The organism is Kitasatospora sp. NPDC101801, from assembly GCF_044766665.1.
Taxonomy (GTDB): domain Bacteria; phylum Actinomycetota; class Actinomycetes; order Streptomycetales; family Streptomycetaceae; genus Kitasatospora.
The window spans coordinates 66382-83130 of record NZ_JBIWML010000005.1 but is presented as its reverse complement, the minus strand read 5'-3'; the positions used below and the strand labels follow the sequence as shown (position 1 = coordinate 83130).

Sequence of the window (16749 nt, the reverse complement as noted above, 5' to 3'; positions counted from 1 at the left end):
GTCCGTCGTGGCACTGTCAACGGGGCGACTCCAGGGATCGGAGGCTCCGGTGTTCCCGGCCGTCAGGACGGGTGGACCCGGTCGAAGAGGGCGAGGGCCTGGGCGGGGTCCGGGCTCACCAGGCGTTCCAGACCGGCTGTGGTGATCTTCGCCCACCGGCCGGCCCGCTCCCACATCCGTTCCTCGAAGGCGCGGACCGTCCGGTCCAGGTCCTCGGGGCCGGTGGCGAGGGACTCGGCGAGTTCGGCACCTTCCAGCATCGCGAGGTTCGCGCCCGCTCCCAACGGGGGCATCAGATGGGCGGCGTCGCCCAGGAGCGTCACCCCGGGGACGTGCGTCCAGGTGTGGGACACGGGCAGCACATGGAGGGGGCGGTGGACGAAAGCGGCGCCGTGGCGGAGCAGGTCGCGGACGGGAGCGGCCCAGCCGTCGAACAGCGCGAGCAGGCTCGATCGCACGGCCTCGGCGTCGGCCAGGTCCAGGTCCGTGTGCCAGTCCAGCGGCGCGCGGAACTGGGCGTACACCTTGACGTGGCCGCCGCTGTTGCGCTGGGCGACGAGCGCCCGGTTCACGCCGTACACGGCCACGGAACCCTCGCCGACCAGCCGGGCGAGGTCGGGGTGGCGGGTGTCGACGTCGTCGAGGGAGGTCTCGACCGAGGTGACGCCGGTGTAGTGCGGTGTCACCGGGGAGACGGCCGGGCGGGTCCGTGACCAGGCGCCGTCCGCGCCGACCACGAGGTCGAAGGTCTCCTCCCGCCCGTCCGCGCAACGGACCAGGGCGCCGCCCCGGTCCCGCCCCGGCACCACCTGTGTCACGTCCCGGCCCCACCGGACGTCGAGCGGGCCGAGCAGCAGGTCGCGCAGCCGTCCGCGGTCGATCTCCGGATTGGCCCGGTCGTCCGGCCGCGCCGGCCAGTCGCGCAGCACCGTCCCGTCCGGGTCGAGGATGCGCATGGCCTGTCCCTCGGGACGGGACAGCGCCTCGAACTCCGTCAGCAACCCCGCCTTCTCCAGCGCGAGTTGGCCCAGCTCCTGGTGCAGGTCGAGCATGCCGCCCGGGGGCCGGGCGTCGGGCGAGGGGTCGCGTTCGAGGACGGTGACGGGGTGGCCGTGGCGGTGCAGGACCCGGGCGAAGGTGAGGCCGCCGGGGCCGCCTCCGACGACGGCGATACGATGTCTCATGTCGATACACTGTATTGCGTCAAGGTGATCCAGCACAGCAGAACGGTGTGACCATGACCGTGTGGGACCGACCGGAGCCGTCGGCACGCCCCGTGCCGCTCGACCGGGAGCGGATCGTCGCGGCCGCCGTCGCGCTGGCCGACGAGGGTGGGTTGGAGGCGGTGTCCCTGCGCAAGGTCGCCGCCCGGCTGAACGCCGGCCCGATGCGGCTGTACGGCTACATCGCCACCAAGGAGGAGCTGCTGGACCTCCTGGTGGACGAGGTCCAGGCCGAGATCCTCCCCGAGCAGCAGCCCGGTGACTGGCGGGAGGCGCTGCGCCTCCTCGCCCACCGCACCAGACAGGCCGCACTCCGCCACGAGTGGCTGGCCGACCTGCTCGGCGGCCGCCCGACCCTGGGTCCGAACGGCCTCGCCGTGACCGAGGCCAAGCTGGCCGCCCTCGACGGCCTCGCCGACGTCGACACCGTCCTGCGTGCCGTGGAGACCGTCAGCGCCTACGTCACCGGCGCGATCCGGCGCGAGGTCGCGAACCTGCGGGCCGAGCGCGCCACGGGCCTGTCCAAGCGCGACTGGCAGCGCGCCTCCGGCCCGCACGTGACGAGGATGCTGGCCACGGGCCGCTTCCCGGCACTGGCCAAGGCCGTACACGAGGGCACGGACGTGGACGCCGAAACCTCCTTCGCGACCGGCCTGGACTGGGTCCTCGACGCCGTGGCGGCCAGACTGAGCCCGCCGCCTGCGTGACACTCAGCCCTTGCCGCTGGTCGTGGACGGAGGCCCCACCGCCCGGACGAGGCGTACCAGCTCGTCCGGGAGTTCGTTGCCATCGCGAAGGGCGAGGAGGTACTCCCCTGCTTGCGGCAGGTTCAGCTGCGCGGGGGCGGGGCGGAGTGCACCAGGGTGCGGACAGAGGTGGCCTGCCGGAGGTGGAGCTGTTCCCAGCTCTCGGACCGGAGTGGAACTGCGCTGCGGTGGTTCGTCGTCGGACGGCAGGACGCCGGGGGACATCGTGTACGCGTTTCCTGCGCTCGTCTTCGGTCTGCTGGCCTGCCTCGTTGCCGCGCCGGTGCTGACGATCCTCGGGATCAGGGCGGTGGTTCGGAGTGGGCGTGTCCCCGGCTGGCCGGACGGGTCGAGGCGGCGGGACGCGGGATGGCGGTCCGGCCTGCGGAGGATCCGGGCTCGGTGGCGGGGCCGGCCTACTGGTACGGCGGGCCGGTCGCGGGTGCGGGGCTGGCGGACCGGCTCGGGTTCGCGTTGCTCGAACCGACGGACGGGTGGCTCGCCGAGCTGCCGGAGGAGTTCACGGGCCGTCAGGTCCGGGCCGGGACCGTGGTGGACGCGTGGGCGCTCGACCGGCCGACGTTCGTCAAGCCGCCCCGGGAGAAGTCCTTTCCGGCGGACGTCTACGCGGACGGGTCCCGGCTGCCGGCCGGCCTGGACCCGGCGACACCGGTGCTGCTGTCGGAGGTGGTGACGTTCGCGGCCGAGTACCGGCTCGTCCTGCTGGACGGCCGGGTCGCCACCGGCAGCCGGTACGCGGTGTTCGGCCGCCTCGACCCGCGCCCGCTCCTCGGGACCGGGACGGACCGCGCGGACCGGGCCGTCGCCGGGGAGATCGCGGAGTTCGCCGACCGGCTGGTCGCCGTGGCCGGGCCGACGCTGCCGAGCGCCGTCGTGGTGGACGTCGGGCAGCTGCTCGACCCGTACCGCCCGGGCCACCGGTGGGCCGTGGTGGAGGCCAACATGGCGTGGTTCTCGCACGCGTACGCCGCCGAGCCGGCGCGGGTGCTGGACGTGGTGCTGCGGGCGGCGGGGCCGCGCGAACGGGTGCGGCCGGGAGACCTGGCGTTCCTGCGGGCCTGAGCGGCGCTCGTCCCGGGGCGAGCCCGGCTGCGAAACCGTCGCCCTAGAGTGCGTCCTCGTAGGGGTCGCCGTGCGGTGACCGGCCGTCCTCTTCCTGTTGGCTCGGCGGGCTCCAGGCGCCCGGCCAGGGGTCGGGGATCCGGCCGTCCCGGATGGCCTGGCGGGCGGCCCGGGTGTTGCGGTACCGGAACGGGATCAGGGTCAGGGGCAGTTCCTCGCCCGTGCTGGCCGACCAGGCCCGGGACGGTCGGAGGTAGGGCCGGGGGCCCGGGCCGAGCTTGATCCACCGGGCGAGTGGGCACGCGACATCGCCGGCGGGGTGCTCGATCAGCACCATGACGTCGGCGTAGTCGCTGAGGTGTTCGACGGAGTCCGGCACGACGAGGAGCGTAGCGGAACCGACCCCTTCGGAGACAGGGGTCCGGCCGGGTCCGCCCGTCCGATCGGAACGAGGCGGACGGACCCGGTGGCGGGCCGTCAGGGCTGGGCGAGCGCCTCGGTGGGGGAGAGGCGCGCGGCGCGGACGGCGGGGTAGAGGCCGGCGGCGGCTCCGATCAGGAGGGTCGCACCGACGGCGGTGGCCTGGGCCCAGGCGGGGACGGAGACCGGCCAGTGCTGGGTGGCGGCGTAGCCGGCGGTGACGGCGGTGCCGAGGACGACACCCCCGGCGCCGCCGAGGGCGGACAGCAGCAGTGCCTCGGTGAGGAACTGGACGCGGATCTGGCCCCTGGTGGCGCCGAGGGACCTGCGCCAGCCGATCTCGCCCCGGCGCTCCAGTACCGAGATGATCATCGTGTTGGCGACGCCGACGCCCCCGACCAGCAGGGCGACCGCGCCGAGGCCGAGGAGCAGGCCGGTGAAGGTCTGGTTGGTGGCCTGTTTGACCCGCAGGGCGTCCGAGGGGCGGTCGACGCGGACCTCGTTGGGGTGCTCGGGGTTGACGGTGCGTCCGAGCAGGGTCCGTACGTCGTCGACGGCGGCGGGGTTGATCCTGACGTAGAGCGTGCTCATCCCTCCGTCGAAGCCGAGGTGCTGTCGGGCGGCGCTCCAGCCGACGAAGGCGGCCCCGTCGAGGTCGGGGGCCAACGGGGTGGGGGCGAGCACCCCGATGACGGTGAACCACTGGCCGCCGAGCCAGACCCGGGTGTCGGGGGAGGCGGTGTCGATGCCGAGGTAGCGGGCGGCGGTGGCGCCGAGGACCACGGCCTCGCCGTGCTCGGTGGCGCTGTTGAGCCAGTTGCCGGCGGCGAAGGTGGCGCCGACGGTGGCGGGCAGGTCGGCCCGGGCCGCCAGCACGGCGATGCCGTTGGTGTTGGCGGCCGGGACGCGGTCGGTGCGGTAGACGGACGCCTTGGTCCGGCCGGTGGCGGAGAGGTGTTCGACATCGGGGATGCGGCCGGTCATGGCGGTGGCGGTGTCGGGCAGCGCGGCCTCCGCACCGGCGAAGTCGGTACCGGGGGTGACGGTGAGGACGTTGGTGCCGTAGCGGGCGAGCCGGTGGTCCAGGTCCAGGCGGCTGGAGGAGGTGATGCCGACCACGGCGATCATCGCGGCGATGCCGATGGCGATGCCCAGGGCGGACAGCGCCGCCCGGACGGGGCGGGTGCGCAGGCCGACCGCGCCGACCCGGGCGACGTCGGCGGGCCTGAGCCGGGTGGGCTTGAGGGCCGAGCGCGGCGGTGTTCCCGGGGCGTCGGCGGTGGGGTGACGGTCGGTCATGGCCGGCTCCCGGCAGTTGCCCCCGCGCCGCCGCCCGGGCGGGCGAGGGGTCGGTGGTCGTCGGTGACGCGGCCGTCGCGCATGAGGATCCGGCGGGGCAGGCCGGCCGCGAGGTCGTGGTCGTGGGTGATGACCAGGACGGTGGTCCCGGCCGCGTTCAGCTCCTTGAGCAGGGCCACGACACCCGCGCCGGAGGCGCTGTCGAGGTTGCCGGTCGGCTCGTCGGCCAGCAGCAGTCGCGGGGCGGCGACCACCGCGCGGGCGATGGCGACCCGCTGGCGCTCGCCGCCGGACAGCTCGTGCGGACGGTGCGTCAGCCGGTGCCCCAGGCCCACCCGTTCCAGTGCCTGCCCGGCCCGTTCGCGGCGGCGGCGCAGCGGCACGCCCAGGTAGAGCAGTCCGTCGGCGACGTTGTCGAGCGCGCTGACGCCCTGGGCGAGGTGGAACTGCTGGAACACGAAGCCGATGGTGCGGGCCCGCAGCGCGGCGACCCGCCGGTCCGCGAGGGCGGAGACGTCGTGGCCGGCCACCAGGACGCGGCCGGCGGTCGGGCGGTCGAGGGTGCCGGCGAGGTGCAGCATGGTGGACTTGCCGGAGCCGGACGGCCCGACGATCGCGGCGAGTTCGCCTTCGGCCACGTCCAGCGTGACGTCGTCCAGGGCCACCACGCCGCCGGGGTACTCCTTGCGGACCGCCTCCAGGGCGAGGATCGTCACTGCCCGGCCACCCCCACCCGGGTGCCCTCGGCGAGGCCGGGGCCGCTGACCTCGGCCCGCCCCTGGGCGAACATGCCGACCTGGACCGGCACCACGTGCCGGCCGCCGGGCCCGAACACCTCCACGCCGTAGCCGTCGCCGACGGCGAGCAGGGCGACGATCGGCACGGTGAGGGCGTCCTTCTTCTCCCCGCGCACCACCGTCACCTCGACCGCGTCGCCGCCGCCGAGCCCGGCCTGGTCGGCCGGGGTGACGGTGACCCGGGTCCTGCCGCCGCCCTTCTGCCCGGTGTCGCCGTCGGCCGTGTCCGCCGGGCCGGTCGCCGTCACGGTGCCTTCGAGGGGTGTGCCGCCCGGGGCCTGCAGCCGGACCTTGGTGCCGACCTTGACCAGGGCAACCTGCCGGTCCTCCAGCGTCACCGTCACCGAGCGGGCGGTGCCGGTGGTGGTGAGCACGGCCGTGCCGGGCGCGGCGGCGTCGCCGACCCGCTGCTTGTGCTCGGCGACCCGCACCGGCGCCGCGACGTACACGACTCGGCCCAGGTCGAGGGTGCCGCTCTCCGGCAGGCCCAGCGCCTTCTGCCACTTCTTCAGGGCGGTGGCCGTCGACTTGTCGAAGACGGTGTCGACCTTGAAGCCGCCGTAGCCCAGCGCGCGCAGGTTCTCCTCGAACTGCCGCACGTCCGGGCCGCTCACGCCGTCCGCCAGCGCGCGGTACGCGGGCAGTGCGCCGAGCAGGACCACCACCGGTTGGTCGTCCACCCGGTACGCGGCGTCGCCCCGGTCCAGCACGGTGCCCGGGGCGGCGAGCGCGGTGACGGTGCCGGCCGAGCGGGCCGCGAGCGGCTGGGCCGGGCCGAAGTCCGCCCGGCCCGCCAGGCGTACCTGGTCCACGAGCGTGGCGCGGGTGACCGGCGCCGTCGAGGGGGCCGGCGGCTTCGGCGCGGGCGCGGGCCCGCCACCGTCGTAGCCGAGGCCGGCGAAGACCGCCACCGCGACGCCCACCGCACCGGTCGCCGCCACGACGACCGTCCGCCGACTCACTTCGCCGCCCCGTTCGCGCCGTCGGCGTCGCAGGCGCGGGACGCTTCGTCCAGCTTGGCCGAGGCCTGCGGGTCGTTCGGATTCACCGGCACGGCCTGCGCCTGGCCGTCCGCGGTCGGGTCGGGGTAGTCGATCCCCCGGGACCGCATGCACTGGGCGAACCTCACCCGCTGCGCCAGGTCGGCGGCGCTGAGCTTCTGCGGCTGCCCGCCGTTGGGGAGGAACGTGCGGCACTTCTCGAACGCGTCGCTCTCCGGCACGTCCACCGCGCCGGCGCTGCTCAGCGCCTGCGGACCGGAGGCGGCGGCCGGGTCCGGAGCGGTGCCGACCCGGCCGTTCTGCGGATCGGGCATGTCCACCCCGTGCTCGCGCATGCACTGCGCGAACTTCCGTACCTGCGCCTGGTCCCCGCCCTCTGACGCACCGTCCGCATCCGATCCGGACGCGCATCCCGTGGTCCCGGTCAGCAGCAACAGCCCGACGGCGACGATGGGCCCGAGAGCCCGCAATGTCCTCTTCATGCCGCCACCCTCGCCGCGACACGGTGGGAACCCCGTGTGGTGGGGCCACACACGGATCACACACCCGGTGTGGTCACAATGGGCGGATGAGCATGATCACCATCCGCGGGCGCCTCACCCTCTGGTACGCCGCCGTGTTCGTGGCCACCGGGGCGGCGGTGCTCGTCGCGATGTACTACCTGGTGCGCCGGGAGTTCATCAGCGCGGGTCAGGCGGTGATCGCCGGCATCGGCACCCCCGTCGCGGTCGAGCCCGGCAGCGTCGGTCCCAGCGGCCCGGTCGCCCACCCCAGCGCGATGGCAGCGACATCGCTGCCCTCCCCCTCCGCCTCCGTGCAGCCGGCCAACGTCGAGGCCGCCACCACCCAGGCCCGCACCGAAGCCCTGCGCACCATCGTCCTCGACACCGGAGCGCTGTTCGCGGTCCTGACCGTCGTGTCCCTGCTGCTGTGCTGGCTGGTCGCCCGCCGCGCGCTGCGCCCGCTGCGTCAGATCACCGCCACGGCCGCCGAGTTGTCCCACGACAGCCTGGACGCCCGGATCGCCCTGCCGGGCCCCCGCGACGAGATCCGCACCCTCGCCGACGCCTTCGACGCCATGCTCGACCGCCTGCAACGCGCCTTCCGCAGCCAGCGCCTGTTCGTCGCCAACGCCTCCCACGAACTGCGCACACCCCTGACCATCATCCGCACGGCCGCCGAGATGGCCCTGGACCGGGAGACCAGGCCCGAGGCCCAGTACCGCCAGGCGCTGGCCACCATCGCCACCGCCGCCACCCGCAGCGACGCGATCCTCACCAGCCTGCTCCACCTCGCCCAGACCCGGCACAGCCCGACCCGCACCCCCGTGGACCTCGACCGCCTGGCCGCCGACGCCGCCACCGCCTGGCCGGCCGACGCGCCGCGACTGCGCACCCATCTCGACGCCGCGCCCTGCACCGGCGACCCGACCCAGCTGGAACTCCTCCTGCGCAACCTGCTGGACAACGCCGTCCGGTACAACACCGATCCCGGCGAGGTCTGGCTGGCCACCGGGCGTGGCGACCGGACCTGCTGGCTGCGGGTGGACAACACCGGCCCCGTCATCCGGCCCGGCGACGTGCCCGCGCTGCGCGAGCCGTTCCAACGCGGCGCCACCCGTACCGGCACCACCGGTGCCGGCCTCGGCCTGGCCATCGTCGACGCCGTCGCCGACGCCCACGGCGCCCGGCTGACCGCCGCCGCACGCCCCGGTGGCGGACTGACCGTCACCCTCACCCTCCCCGTCAGGTGACCACCATGCTCCGAGTCCTCGTCGTCGAAGACGACACCGTCCTGGCCGGCCTCGTGGCGGAGGGCCTGCGCGAGCACGGGATGGTCGTCGACGTCGTGCACGACGGCGCCGCCGCCGTCAGCCGCGCGCTGGACGTGGTCCCCGACGTGCTGGTCCTCGACCGCGACCTGCCGGTCCTGCACGGCGACGACGTGACCCGGGCCCTGATCCGCGAAGGCTCCCCGGCCCGCATCCTGATGCTCACCGCCGCCGCCACCCTCGACCACCGCGTCGAGGGCCTCCAACTGGGCGCCGACGACTACCTGGCCAAGCCGTTCGCCTTCCGCGAGCTGATCGCCCGGGTCACCGCACTCGGCCGGCGGGCCCCCGACCGCCGGCCCGTCGTCCTGACCCGGGGCGACCTGCACCTCGACATCGGCCGGCACGAGGTCCGCCGGGCCGGCCGTCCGGTCGCCCTCACCCGCAAGGAGTTCGGCGTGCTGACCGAACTCCTGCGCGCCGACGGCGAACTCGTCAGCGCCGAGCACCTCCTCAACCGCGTCTGGGACGAGAACGCCGACCCCTTCACCACGGCCGTCCGCACCACCGTCAAGACGTTGCGCCACAAGCTCGGCGGCCCCGACCCGATCACCACCGTGGTCGGTCGCGGCTACCGCCTGACCTGACGTCATGGCCCGGTCGGCGCAAACCACTGACGAAGCGTCATCGGCGTTTCGGTGGCGGCCAGTTGCTGCCGAGCCGGTCCGCCACCCGCGCTGCCGTTCGGGGAACCTCGCACCGGTCACCGACGGCGAGGTCATGGCGTGAGGGGTTCCGGCACGATGTTCGTAGCCGGAGATCGGTTCACCCTGGTCAGGAGCCGGCGAGTGCGGTCCAGACCCCTTGCGGGTGTTGGGCAGGCGTCGGCAGGCAGGAAGATCACCATGCATGCCCGCGACAGGGCCCGGTAACGTCCCCACGGGTGTTGCCGTCGCCGACAGCGCTCGCAGGCCGCTCGTCGCGCGAGAGCTTCAGACACTGTGGGCCGCCGCCAACTCGGCGGCGGCCCACAGTGTCTGGCGGTGAGCAGTGTCGTGGCCGACGCCGCTCACCGGCGGGAGGTGGCCTGGCGGCCCGGTGTCACTTCAGGTGGCGGTCCAGGAACCGGCAGCCGTCCTCCAGTTCGAACGCCGGGGTGCCGACGTGTCCGCCCAGGTTGGCGTGCAGCGTCTTCTCCTTGCTGCCGAAGGCGTCGAACAGGTCCAGGGCCCGCTGCCGGGGGTTCCCCTCGTCGTCCCACTGCAGCAGGAACAGCAGCGGAACGGTGACCTGCCGGGCCTCCTCGCGCTGGGCGCGAGGCACGTAGCCCCCGGCGAAGAAGCCGGCGGCCGCGATCCGCGGCTCGACCACCGCCAGCCGGATGCCGAGGGCGGTCCACCCGCCCGAATAGCCGACCGGGCCGCCGATCTCGGGGAGCGAGAGGAGGGCGTCCAGGGTGGTCTGCCAGTCCGGGACCGCCTTTTCGACCATCGGGCCGATGAAGGACTCGAAGATCTCGTCGACCGGCTCGCCCGCCTGCATCGCCTGGCGGAGCTCGGCGCGGGCCTGCTCCTCCGCAGCGGTACGGGGCCGGTCGCCGCACCCGGCGGCGTCGATGGTGGCCACCGCGTAGCCGCGCGCCGCCGTGTACCGGGCCCGGGCCATCAGGCGGGGATCCGCCTTGGGCAGGCCGTTGTTGTGGGACATCAGGATCAGCGGTGCCGGTGCGGACCCGGTCGTCCACAGGGTGCCGGGGATCTCGCCGAGGGTGAACTCGCGCTCGAGGACGCCGTCGTCGAAGCGCTGCTCGGAAATGAACTGCATGGTGGTGCCCTTCGGGAGTGCTCTGGAACGGCGCTCCCGGACGACCTATCGCCCGACCATGACCCCGGAGAGGAGCACCCATGTCGTCACTGTGTTCACGGGTACCACCTCCTTGTTCTCTCGCACGGCCACCGGAACCGTAGCAGCGGTCGCCGCCGCTCGCCAACGGGTTTCGCGCGCGCCGCTCCGGCCGCCGGCCTCAGTGCGGGTCGCCTGCCGCCGGTGCGGCGAGGACGGCGGGCTTGAGGGTCTGCGCGCACCACTGCGCGAACCCGGTGCCCGGGCCGGTCCGCGGTGAGCGGGTGACGCCCGAGTCGAGGCCCTGGTCCTTGGCGCGCTTCATCTCGACCATGCCCTCGACGAACGCCTCGTCGAGGCCGTAACCGAGCAGGGTGGAGCGCAACTCCTCGTACGGCTGGCGCTGGTAGCGGACCGGGCGGCCCAGTTCCTCGGTCATGATGCGGGCCAGGTCGTCGGGGGAGAGGTCCTGCGGGCCCAGTACCGGGACGGTGTCGACCCCGGTCCAGGAGCGGTCGAGCAGCAGCTCGGCCGCCGTCGCGGCGATGTCGGCGACGGCGACCAGCGGGGCCGGACGGTCCGGGGCGGCGGTGTCGGTGAAGACGCCGCTCTCGCGGATCGAGTCGGCGTCCTCCAGCAGGTTCTCGAAGAAGGACGGGTTGGCCAGGGCGCGGTAGGCGACGCCGGAGTCGGCGATCAGGTCGTCCATCGCCAGAGAGGCGGTGACCAGCCCGGCCCGGGCGGCCTGCGGGGTGCCGCGACCGAGCGCCGAGACCCCGACCACCTGGCCGACGCCGTGGGCGGCGAAGGCCCGGGCGGCCGGGCGGGTGAAGCCGCGGTACGCCTCGTCGGGCGTGGTCGAGCCGTCCGGCGGGACCAGCCAGAAGACGGCGTCGGCCCCGGTGAAGGCGCGGTCGACGGTCTCGGCGTCGCCGTGCGAGCCGGTGACCACCTCGACCCGGCCGCGGACGGTCTCGGGGAGCCGGGCGGGGTCGCGGACCACGACGCGCAGCTCCTCGCCGCGCGCGGGCGCGGCCTCGACCAGCAGCGACAGCAGCCTCCGGCCGATGTTCCCGGTGGGGGCGGTAATGACGATCATGAAAACCTCGCGGTCTGGGTCGGATCTGTGGGGCCCCCTCATCCTGCGGACCCGAGCCGTGTTGCCACAATGGGAACTCCAGCAACGGATCATTGCCCGAAACGGAATCATGCCGGTGAGCAGCCCAGTCCCGAACCTCGACGCCAACCTCGCCGTCGCTCTCGACGCCCTGCTGACCGAGCAGAGCGTCACCCGCGCCGCCGCGCGGCTGCACACCTCCCCGGCGGCGATGAGCCGCACCCTGGCCCGGCTGCGCCGGGTGCTCCAGGACCCGCTCCTGGTGCGGGCGGGGCAGGCGATGGTGCCCACACCCCGCGCCGAGGAACTCCGGGACGAGGCCGCCGCGGTGGTGCGCCGGCTGGAGGCACTGCTCACCCCGAGCGGCGGGATCGACCCCGCCGCGCTGCGGCGTACGTTCACCGTCCAGACCTCGGACCTGGTCGGCGCGGCCCTGGCGCCCGGCCTGCTCGGGCTGGCCGGCCGTCGGGCGCCCGGTGTCTCGCTGCGGGTGCTGGCCGAGGAGTGGGAGGCGGGCCCCGCGCTGCGCGAGGGCCGGATCGACCTGGAGATCGGGTCCATCGACCACGTCGACCCGGAGACCCGGGTCGAGGAACTGGTCACGCTCCGGATGGCCGTCGGCGTCCGGGCCGGCCACCCGCTCGCCGAAGGACCCCTGACCCCCGCCCGGTTGGCCGCCGCCGAGCACGTGGCGGTCAGCCGCCGGGGACGCTTCACCGGCCCGCTGGACGCGGCCCTGGCCGAGCAGGGGCTCAGCCGCCGGGTCAGCGCCGTCCTGCCCGGACACCTCGCGGCGATGGCCCTGGCCGCAGCCGCCGACGTGGTCTGCCTGGTGCCGACCGCACTGCCGGGGGAGCCCCCTTCGCCAGTCGGCGACGCGGCGCACGCGCTGGGGCTGCGCCTGCTGGAGATCCCGCTGCCGCTGCCACCCCTGACGATCGGCATGGCCTGGCACCCACGCCACAGCGCGGACGGCGGCCACCAGTGGCTGCGCGGCGCCGTACGGCAGGTACTGGGAGCCTGAGGGTGCGGCGGGGGCGGCTGCTGACAGGTCGTCAGAGGCCGTTGTCCGAAGCAGGGTTCATCGGGTCATGGCTAGCCCGTCCGCCGCGGCTCGACCGCCGAGAAAGGCTGCCGGGCCGGGGCCCGGCCGGTGAGCAGGGGGCGGCCCGGCAGTCGCCGGGCCGCTCCTTCAGCCGGTGACGATCAACAGACCGCGGTGCGCTTGTAGGTGTACGGGCTGAAGCTGATCGTCGCGGTGCGCCCGGAGGGCATGGCGAGGCACTGGGTCTCGCTGCCGTTCGTGAAGACGATCGTGATGTTCATCGTCTTGCCGCAGGAGTTGCCGAGGTAGACCTTCTTCAGCGACGTGTCGACGCTGCGGCTGACGCAGGCGGGCGCCGTGCCGCCCGCCGCCTGGGCCGCGCCGGCGAGCGCCACCGGTGACGCGATCGCGACCGTTGCCAGGGCGGCGGCCGTCATCTTGCTCTTCAAGGTCGTCAACATCCCGAACTTCCCTTCAGTTGCCCGTCATCCGAATCGTTTGACGAGGTACGGACAACCTAGGGATTCGGCGGTGCACAAACCTTGCAGGCCGATTGCACGGCAGGTCAGGGAAGGGCGGAAGCTGTGCTCCGCCCGGGATCGGCCGGTCCCGCTCGGGTGGCCTCCCCGGTGAGAGGGGCTCCGGCAGATCCGTGCGCTGGAGCGGCGCAGTTCCCACCGCTGTCCCGGGCTCCGGTCCCGAGCGGCACTGCGGTCCGGATCGTCACCGAGGTGCTCACGCCGTACCCGCCCGGCATCCTGAGTGCGGGTCAGCCCGGGCGCCGGGCAGCCATCAGGTCGGGCTCCGGGGCCTGTACCAGGTGCAGGCCCGCGGCCGTGAGTTCCTCGGCGATCAGGTCGGGCTCTGCGGGCCACAGGTCGAAGGCCTCGCGCTCCCGGCGCAGGACGCGGCCGTCCCGCTCGACGCGGTAGCTGAACTCCATGCGGATGACGCCGCGGTCCGGCGCCCGCGAGACGTCCGCGAAGTAGTGGTCCGGGCCCACGCGTACCGGGCCGAGCGTCCCGACCTTCTCACGGTCGGCAGGGAGCGCCGGGGGCGGGGGGTCGAAGAGCAGCAGGCCGCCCGGGGCGAGCGTTGTGGCGACGGCCTTCCAGACGGCGCGGCGCGTTGCCGGGTCCAAGCCGGCCACGACGTTGGACGCGACGACCAGGTCCGCCGTCTCCGTCAGGCCCGCCTCCTGGAGCGGATCGGGGTGGACGGTGACCCGGGCGCGGCGGTCGGCCCCGACGGAGGCGAGCCGGCTCAGCAGCAGCGAGCGCATCGCGGCCGAAGGCTCGACGGCGTGCACCGGCACCGCGGCGGCGGCCAGCAGCACCTCGGTGACGATCCCGCTGCCCGCACCGACCTCGACCACGGCCAGGGTCGCCCGGCGGGCCGCCCCGGCGAAGCGGCGTTCGGCCCGCCGCCGGTCGGGCTCCGCCTGGAGGAGGTCGTAGAACTCGGCGGAGACCGTGTAGGGACCGGACGCGTCGCTCACGACACCCGCCCGTCCGTGCACGCCCGGCCCAACCGCCGCTCCGCACCCGCTCCGTGATGATCCGTCATCTCACCAGTATGTCCACGGATCGGTGCTTCACCACCGCTGGTCCGGCTTCTGGGCCCGGCGGGCCGCGAGGGTTGTGCACGGACGCGTGTGAACCGGTTCGGACGGGGCAGCCGCTCAGCGAGACGGCACCGGGCGACCCGCCCGGCCGCCCCGTCCGTCCCGAGGGGGAGCGTTGGAAGCTTCGAAGACCGTCCTGCGATGCCTGGCCGTGCGGGTCCTCAGCAGCCCGTACCCGGAGTTCGTCCTCGCGGGCCGGCTCGCCTACGACAGTGCCCTGCCCTACGCCGTGTACCTGGGGGTGGCCGAGGTGTACCCGTTCGCGGGGGGCGAGCCGCCGGTCTGCTGGACCTTCGGCCGGGACCTGCTCGACCGGGGCCGGCGCGCACCGGCCGGCGAGGGCGACGTCCTGGTTGCGCCCGGCGCGGACGGCCTGGTCCTGATCGAGCTGCGCGGCTCCGCCGGCAGCGCGGTCCTCGGCGTCCCCGGAGCGCAGGTGGGCGACTTCCTCGACGAGACCTTCGCCCTGGTCCCCGCCGGTACCGAGACCGATCACCTCGATCTGGACGCCTGCCTGGCCCAGCTGCTCGTCTGACCGGCGGTGCGGCTGCTGGGCCCGCAGGCGACCTGGGACCGCCGTCCGGGGAGCCGAGTCGGCGGCGGGCGAGGGGCACGGGCGGATCCACCTCGTCGAGCCGCCCGGCCCGTTCGAGGACGACCCGAACCTGACGGACCAGCGGCTGCCCGGCAACCCGGCCCGCTCCTACGCACCCGTCAGGTGCTCGCCGAACTCCGCGACCGGCAGGGACACTCCGCCGAGGCCCACTCTGCTCCTCTCCCCATGACCGCCGGGCGACTCGCCGGGCGCCGTCGGCCGGCCCGGGTGGCGCCGATCGGCGCTCCCGTCGCGGTCGGTGCGGGGCGACGGGCCGCTCAGTGCAGGATGCTGACGGCGCGGGCGATGACGAGCAGGGAGGTCATCAGGGCGGCGATGCTCTCGATGCTCATCAGGAGTTTGGCCCGGGTGGAGAGCGGCATCGTGTCGGTGGGGCTGAAGGCGGTGGAGTTGGTCACCGAGATGTAGAGGTAGTCCGGCAGGGTGGGGACCCAGTCGGACGAGCCGCTGGCGCCGTCGGCGACCTCCTCGACGGCGTCGTCGTTCTCGTCCTGGGAGAACCGGAAGTCCGCGAGGGGGAGCTCGGCGCGCGGGGCCTGGGTTCGGCTGACCGGGCCGCCGCGGTCGAGTTCCCAGTACGCGAGGCCGAACACGATGATGTTCGTCAGCCAGACCTGGAGGGCGGCGATCAGGAGCTGGCCGCCGTCCGCCACCCCCTTCGTGACGAGGTCGTGGACGAGGATGCCGAGCGAGGCGAGGTTGCTGGCCCCGATCAACAGGACGAGTGTGAGCGACAGGGCGCGCGAGATGCGGTTCTGGCGGGTCAGCCGCAGGGGGTTGACGGCGATCAGCGGGATGAGCAGGAGCAGTTCGAGCGCCGGTAGGACGTAGCGGGGCGCCACCAGCAGCTGCTGGGGGAGGGCCACGTAGAGAAGGATGGCGGCCAGCGTGGCGACAACGGCGGGAAGCCGGGCCTCGCCACGCCGCTCGTGCCGGGGATGGCGGAGGCGGGCATCCCCGCGACTACGCGTCATGGCCTTCTCCCGAGCTCGTGCACCGTGGTGCCGTTCTCGTGGACTCCCAGATCGGAATGCCGGTCATGACCGACGCCTCCTCGCTCCGTTACCGCGCGGGCTCAGGTCGTGCGGCGCGCTGGCTACCCAGCGACTGCCCGCACCGCGACCGCCCACACCCGGGAACGTGGACCAGATGCTTCAGCACGGGCAGCCCGAGGCGCTCGGCCGGAGGCCGTGAAGGCCCGGGCGGACCTGACGCGGTGTCAGGGCAGGCCAGCTCCGCGGCGGGCGCGAGGTCGGTCGCCAGGCCGACCCGCGAAGAAGGGGGGCCCGGTGCCCGGGCCCCCTTCCGTGCTTTCACGGAGCGGGTTCAGCGCCCCGCCCCGCCACCGACGCCGGTCGGCGCGTCAGTCGCGGGGCGGCCGGGTGGCGGTGTCGAGGTAGAAGGCGTCGATGCTCTGGACGGCTTGCTCGAACTCCTCCAGGTTGACGGGCTTGGTCACGTACGCGTTGGCGTGGCTGCTGTAGGCGCCGGTGACGTCGTCGGGTGCGGATGAGGTGGTGAGGACGACGACGGGGATGGTCCGCAGGTCCTCGTCCGCCTTCAGGACGCGCAGCAGGTCACGGCCGTTCATCCGGGGCATGTTGAGGTCCAGGACGATCAGGTCCGGCCGGACGGCGCCCGGCGCGCGCAGGTGCTCCAGAGCGGCGAGCCCGTCGGTCACCTGGACCAGGTTTCGAGCACCGCGCTCGGCCAGGGCTTCCTCGATGAGGATGGCGTCGGCCGCGTCGTCCTCGACCAGCAGGACGTCGAAGGCGCGGGCGGGGCTGGTCATCATCAAGGTCTCCGTAGGTGCTTCATCGGAATGGTCGTGGATCCCCGGCCAGCGCTGCCGCGCACCCTGGCGGGTCAGGCCGCAGGCCGAGCCGAGCTGGGGATAACCCGCCCCGGTCCGGGTGGCGGTGACGGCCGCCTCACGCTGCAGGCGTTCGGCGGCCCGCTGGAGGTGGTCCAGGACGTGCAGCATGCCCAGCGCCGGCGCCGGACCGCCCGCCCCGGGTGTCGGGGACTCCTCCAGCAACTGCAGGACCATGCGCCGTGCGAGCCGGCCCACCGCCGCATCGGCGATCGCTGCTGTCTCCTGCGGGGTGGACCGCAGTACGAAGTTCTTGCCAGGCATAGCCGGAACAGTAGGCCGGATCTGACCC

General features: G+C 74.1%; 18 protein-coding genes and 1 pseudogene. 7 read left to right on the top strand and 12 right to left on the bottom strand.

All coding sequences use genetic code 11. The features are described from left to right. Positions 1 to 62: 62 nt before the first annotated feature. Complete coding sequence (locus tag ACIRPK_RS09545; RefSeq protein WP_403035372.1) at positions 63 to 1184, bottom strand: FAD-dependent oxidoreductase; 1122 nt, start codon at positions 1182 to 1184, stop codon at positions 63 to 65. A 53-nt stretch (positions 1185 to 1237) separates the two neighbouring features. Here ACIRPK_RS09545 and ACIRPK_RS09540 point away from each other — a divergent pair, with 53 nt between their 5' ends. Both ACIRPK_RS09540 and ACIRPK_RS09535 read left to right on the top strand, forming a co-directional pair. Beyond that, positions 1238 to 1930, top strand: coding sequence for a TetR/AcrR family transcriptional regulator (locus tag ACIRPK_RS09540; RefSeq protein WP_403035370.1), 693 nt, complete (start codon positions 1238 to 1240; stop codon positions 1928 to 1930). Positions 1931 to 2371: 441 nt separating this feature from the next. Then, positions 2372 to 3052: an ATP-grasp domain-containing protein gene (locus ACIRPK_RS09535; RefSeq protein ID WP_403035368.1), complete on the top strand. Its 681-nt coding sequence runs from the start codon at positions 2372 to 2374 to the stop codon at positions 3050 to 3052. A 43-nt stretch (positions 3053 to 3095) separates the two neighbouring features. Here the strand turns inward: ACIRPK_RS09535 and ACIRPK_RS09530 are convergent, their stop codons facing one another. The 5 genes from ACIRPK_RS09530 to ACIRPK_RS09510 all read right to left on the bottom strand — a co-directional run bounded on the left by ACIRPK_RS09530 (position 3096) and on the right by ACIRPK_RS09510 (position 6904). Next, on the bottom strand, positions 3096 to 3431 hold the full coding sequence (locus ACIRPK_RS09530; protein ID WP_403035365.1) for a hypothetical protein: 336 nt from the start codon (positions 3429 to 3431) through the stop codon (positions 3096 to 3098). 98 nt (positions 3432 to 3529) lie between these two features. Further along, positions 3530 to 4771 carry an ABC transporter permease gene (locus tag ACIRPK_RS09525; RefSeq protein WP_403035362.1) on the bottom strand — a complete coding sequence of 414 codons (1242 nt, stop codon included), beginning with the start codon at positions 4769 to 4771 and terminating at the stop codon, positions 3530 to 3532. Then, a complete protein-coding gene (locus tag ACIRPK_RS09520) occupies positions 4768 to 5481 on the bottom strand; it encodes an ABC transporter ATP-binding protein (protein ID WP_403035831.1) in 714 nt (237 codons plus the stop codon). Before ACIRPK_RS09520 ends, ACIRPK_RS09525 begins: the two co-directional genes overlap by 4 nt. 2 nt (positions 5482 to 5483) lie before the next feature. Then, positions 5484 to 6509 carry an efflux RND transporter periplasmic adaptor subunit gene (locus tag ACIRPK_RS09515; protein WP_403035359.1) on the bottom strand — a complete coding sequence of 342 codons (1026 nt, stop codon included), beginning with the start codon at positions 6507 to 6509 and terminating at the stop codon, positions 5484 to 5486. 17 nt (positions 6510 to 6526) lie between these two features. Beyond that, positions 6527 to 6904 (bottom strand): hypothetical protein, encoded by a 378-nt coding sequence (locus tag ACIRPK_RS09510; protein ID WP_403035358.1) that lies wholly within the window; start codon positions 6902 to 6904, stop codon positions 6527 to 6529. 233 nt (positions 6905 to 7137) lie between these two features. Between ACIRPK_RS09510 and ACIRPK_RS09505 the strand changes: the two genes are divergently transcribed. Both ACIRPK_RS09505 and ACIRPK_RS09500 read left to right on the top strand, forming a co-directional pair. After that, the gene (locus ACIRPK_RS09505) at positions 7138 to 8322 is read left to right on the top strand and encodes an ATP-binding protein (protein WP_403035356.1); all 1185 of its coding nucleotides are present in this window, start codon (positions 7138 to 7140) and stop codon (positions 8320 to 8322) included. A 5-nt stretch (positions 8323 to 8327) separates the two neighbouring features. Continuing rightward, positions 8328 to 8987, top strand: a complete 660-nt coding sequence (locus ACIRPK_RS09500; RefSeq protein WP_403035353.1) for a response regulator transcription factor — start codon at positions 8328 to 8330, stop codon at positions 8985 to 8987. Between the two features lie 454 nt (positions 8988 to 9441). Here ACIRPK_RS09500 and ACIRPK_RS09495 read toward each other — a convergent pair whose 3' ends face one another. Both ACIRPK_RS09495 and ACIRPK_RS09490 read right to left on the bottom strand, forming a co-directional pair. Next, on the bottom strand, positions 9442 to 10164 hold the full coding sequence (locus ACIRPK_RS09495) for a dienelactone hydrolase family protein (protein ID WP_403035352.1): 723 nt from the start codon (positions 10162 to 10164) through the stop codon (positions 9442 to 9444). Between the two features lie 199 nt (positions 10165 to 10363). Next, positions 10364 to 11281 carry an NAD(P)H-binding protein gene (locus ACIRPK_RS09490; protein WP_403035350.1) on the bottom strand — a complete coding sequence of 306 codons (918 nt, stop codon included), beginning with the start codon at positions 11279 to 11281 and terminating at the stop codon, positions 10364 to 10366. Positions 11282 to 11390: 109 nt separating this feature from the next. Here ACIRPK_RS09490 and ACIRPK_RS09485 point away from each other — a divergent pair, with 109 nt between their 5' ends. Next, positions 11391 to 12323 (top strand): LysR family transcriptional regulator, encoded by a 933-nt coding sequence (locus ACIRPK_RS09485; protein WP_403035347.1) that lies wholly within the window; start codon positions 11391 to 11393, stop codon positions 12321 to 12323. A 182-nt stretch (positions 12324 to 12505) separates the two neighbouring features. Here ACIRPK_RS09485 and ACIRPK_RS09480 read toward each other — a convergent pair whose 3' ends face one another. Then, positions 12506 to 12805 (bottom strand): hypothetical protein, encoded by a 300-nt coding sequence (locus ACIRPK_RS09480; RefSeq protein WP_403035344.1) that lies wholly within the window; start codon positions 12803 to 12805, stop codon positions 12506 to 12508. Positions 12806 to 13113: 308 nt separating this feature from the next. After that, positions 13114 to 13842, bottom strand: a complete 729-nt coding sequence (locus ACIRPK_RS09475) for a class I SAM-dependent methyltransferase (protein WP_403035343.1) — start codon at positions 13840 to 13842, stop codon at positions 13114 to 13116. Positions 13843 to 14083: 241 nt separating this feature from the next. On the opposite strand from ACIRPK_RS09475, the gene ACIRPK_RS09470 reads away from it, so the two are divergent. Together ACIRPK_RS09470 and ACIRPK_RS09465 are read left to right on the top strand one after the other, a co-directional pair. After that, a complete protein-coding gene (locus tag ACIRPK_RS09470) occupies positions 14084 to 14503 on the top strand; it encodes an SsgA family sporulation/cell division regulator (RefSeq protein WP_403035340.1) in 420 nt (139 codons plus the stop codon). A gap of 40 nt (positions 14504 to 14543) precedes the next feature. Continuing rightward, a pseudogene (locus ACIRPK_RS09465) lies at positions 14544 to 14711 on the top strand (NAD(+)--rifampin ADP-ribosyltransferase); the annotation flags it as partial. Between the two features lie 130 nt (positions 14712 to 14841). Here the strand turns inward: ACIRPK_RS09465 and ACIRPK_RS09460 are convergent. Both ACIRPK_RS09460 and ACIRPK_RS09455 read right to left on the bottom strand, forming a co-directional pair. Next, complete coding sequence (locus tag ACIRPK_RS09460; RefSeq protein WP_403035337.1) at positions 14842 to 15558, bottom strand: hypothetical protein; 717 nt, start codon at positions 15556 to 15558, stop codon at positions 14842 to 14844. A gap of 389 nt (positions 15559 to 15947) precedes the next feature. Beyond that, positions 15948 to 16721 (bottom strand): response regulator, encoded by a 774-nt coding sequence (locus tag ACIRPK_RS09455; RefSeq protein WP_403035335.1) that lies wholly within the window; start codon positions 16719 to 16721, stop codon positions 15948 to 15950. Positions 16722 to 16749: the final 28 nt, after the last annotated feature.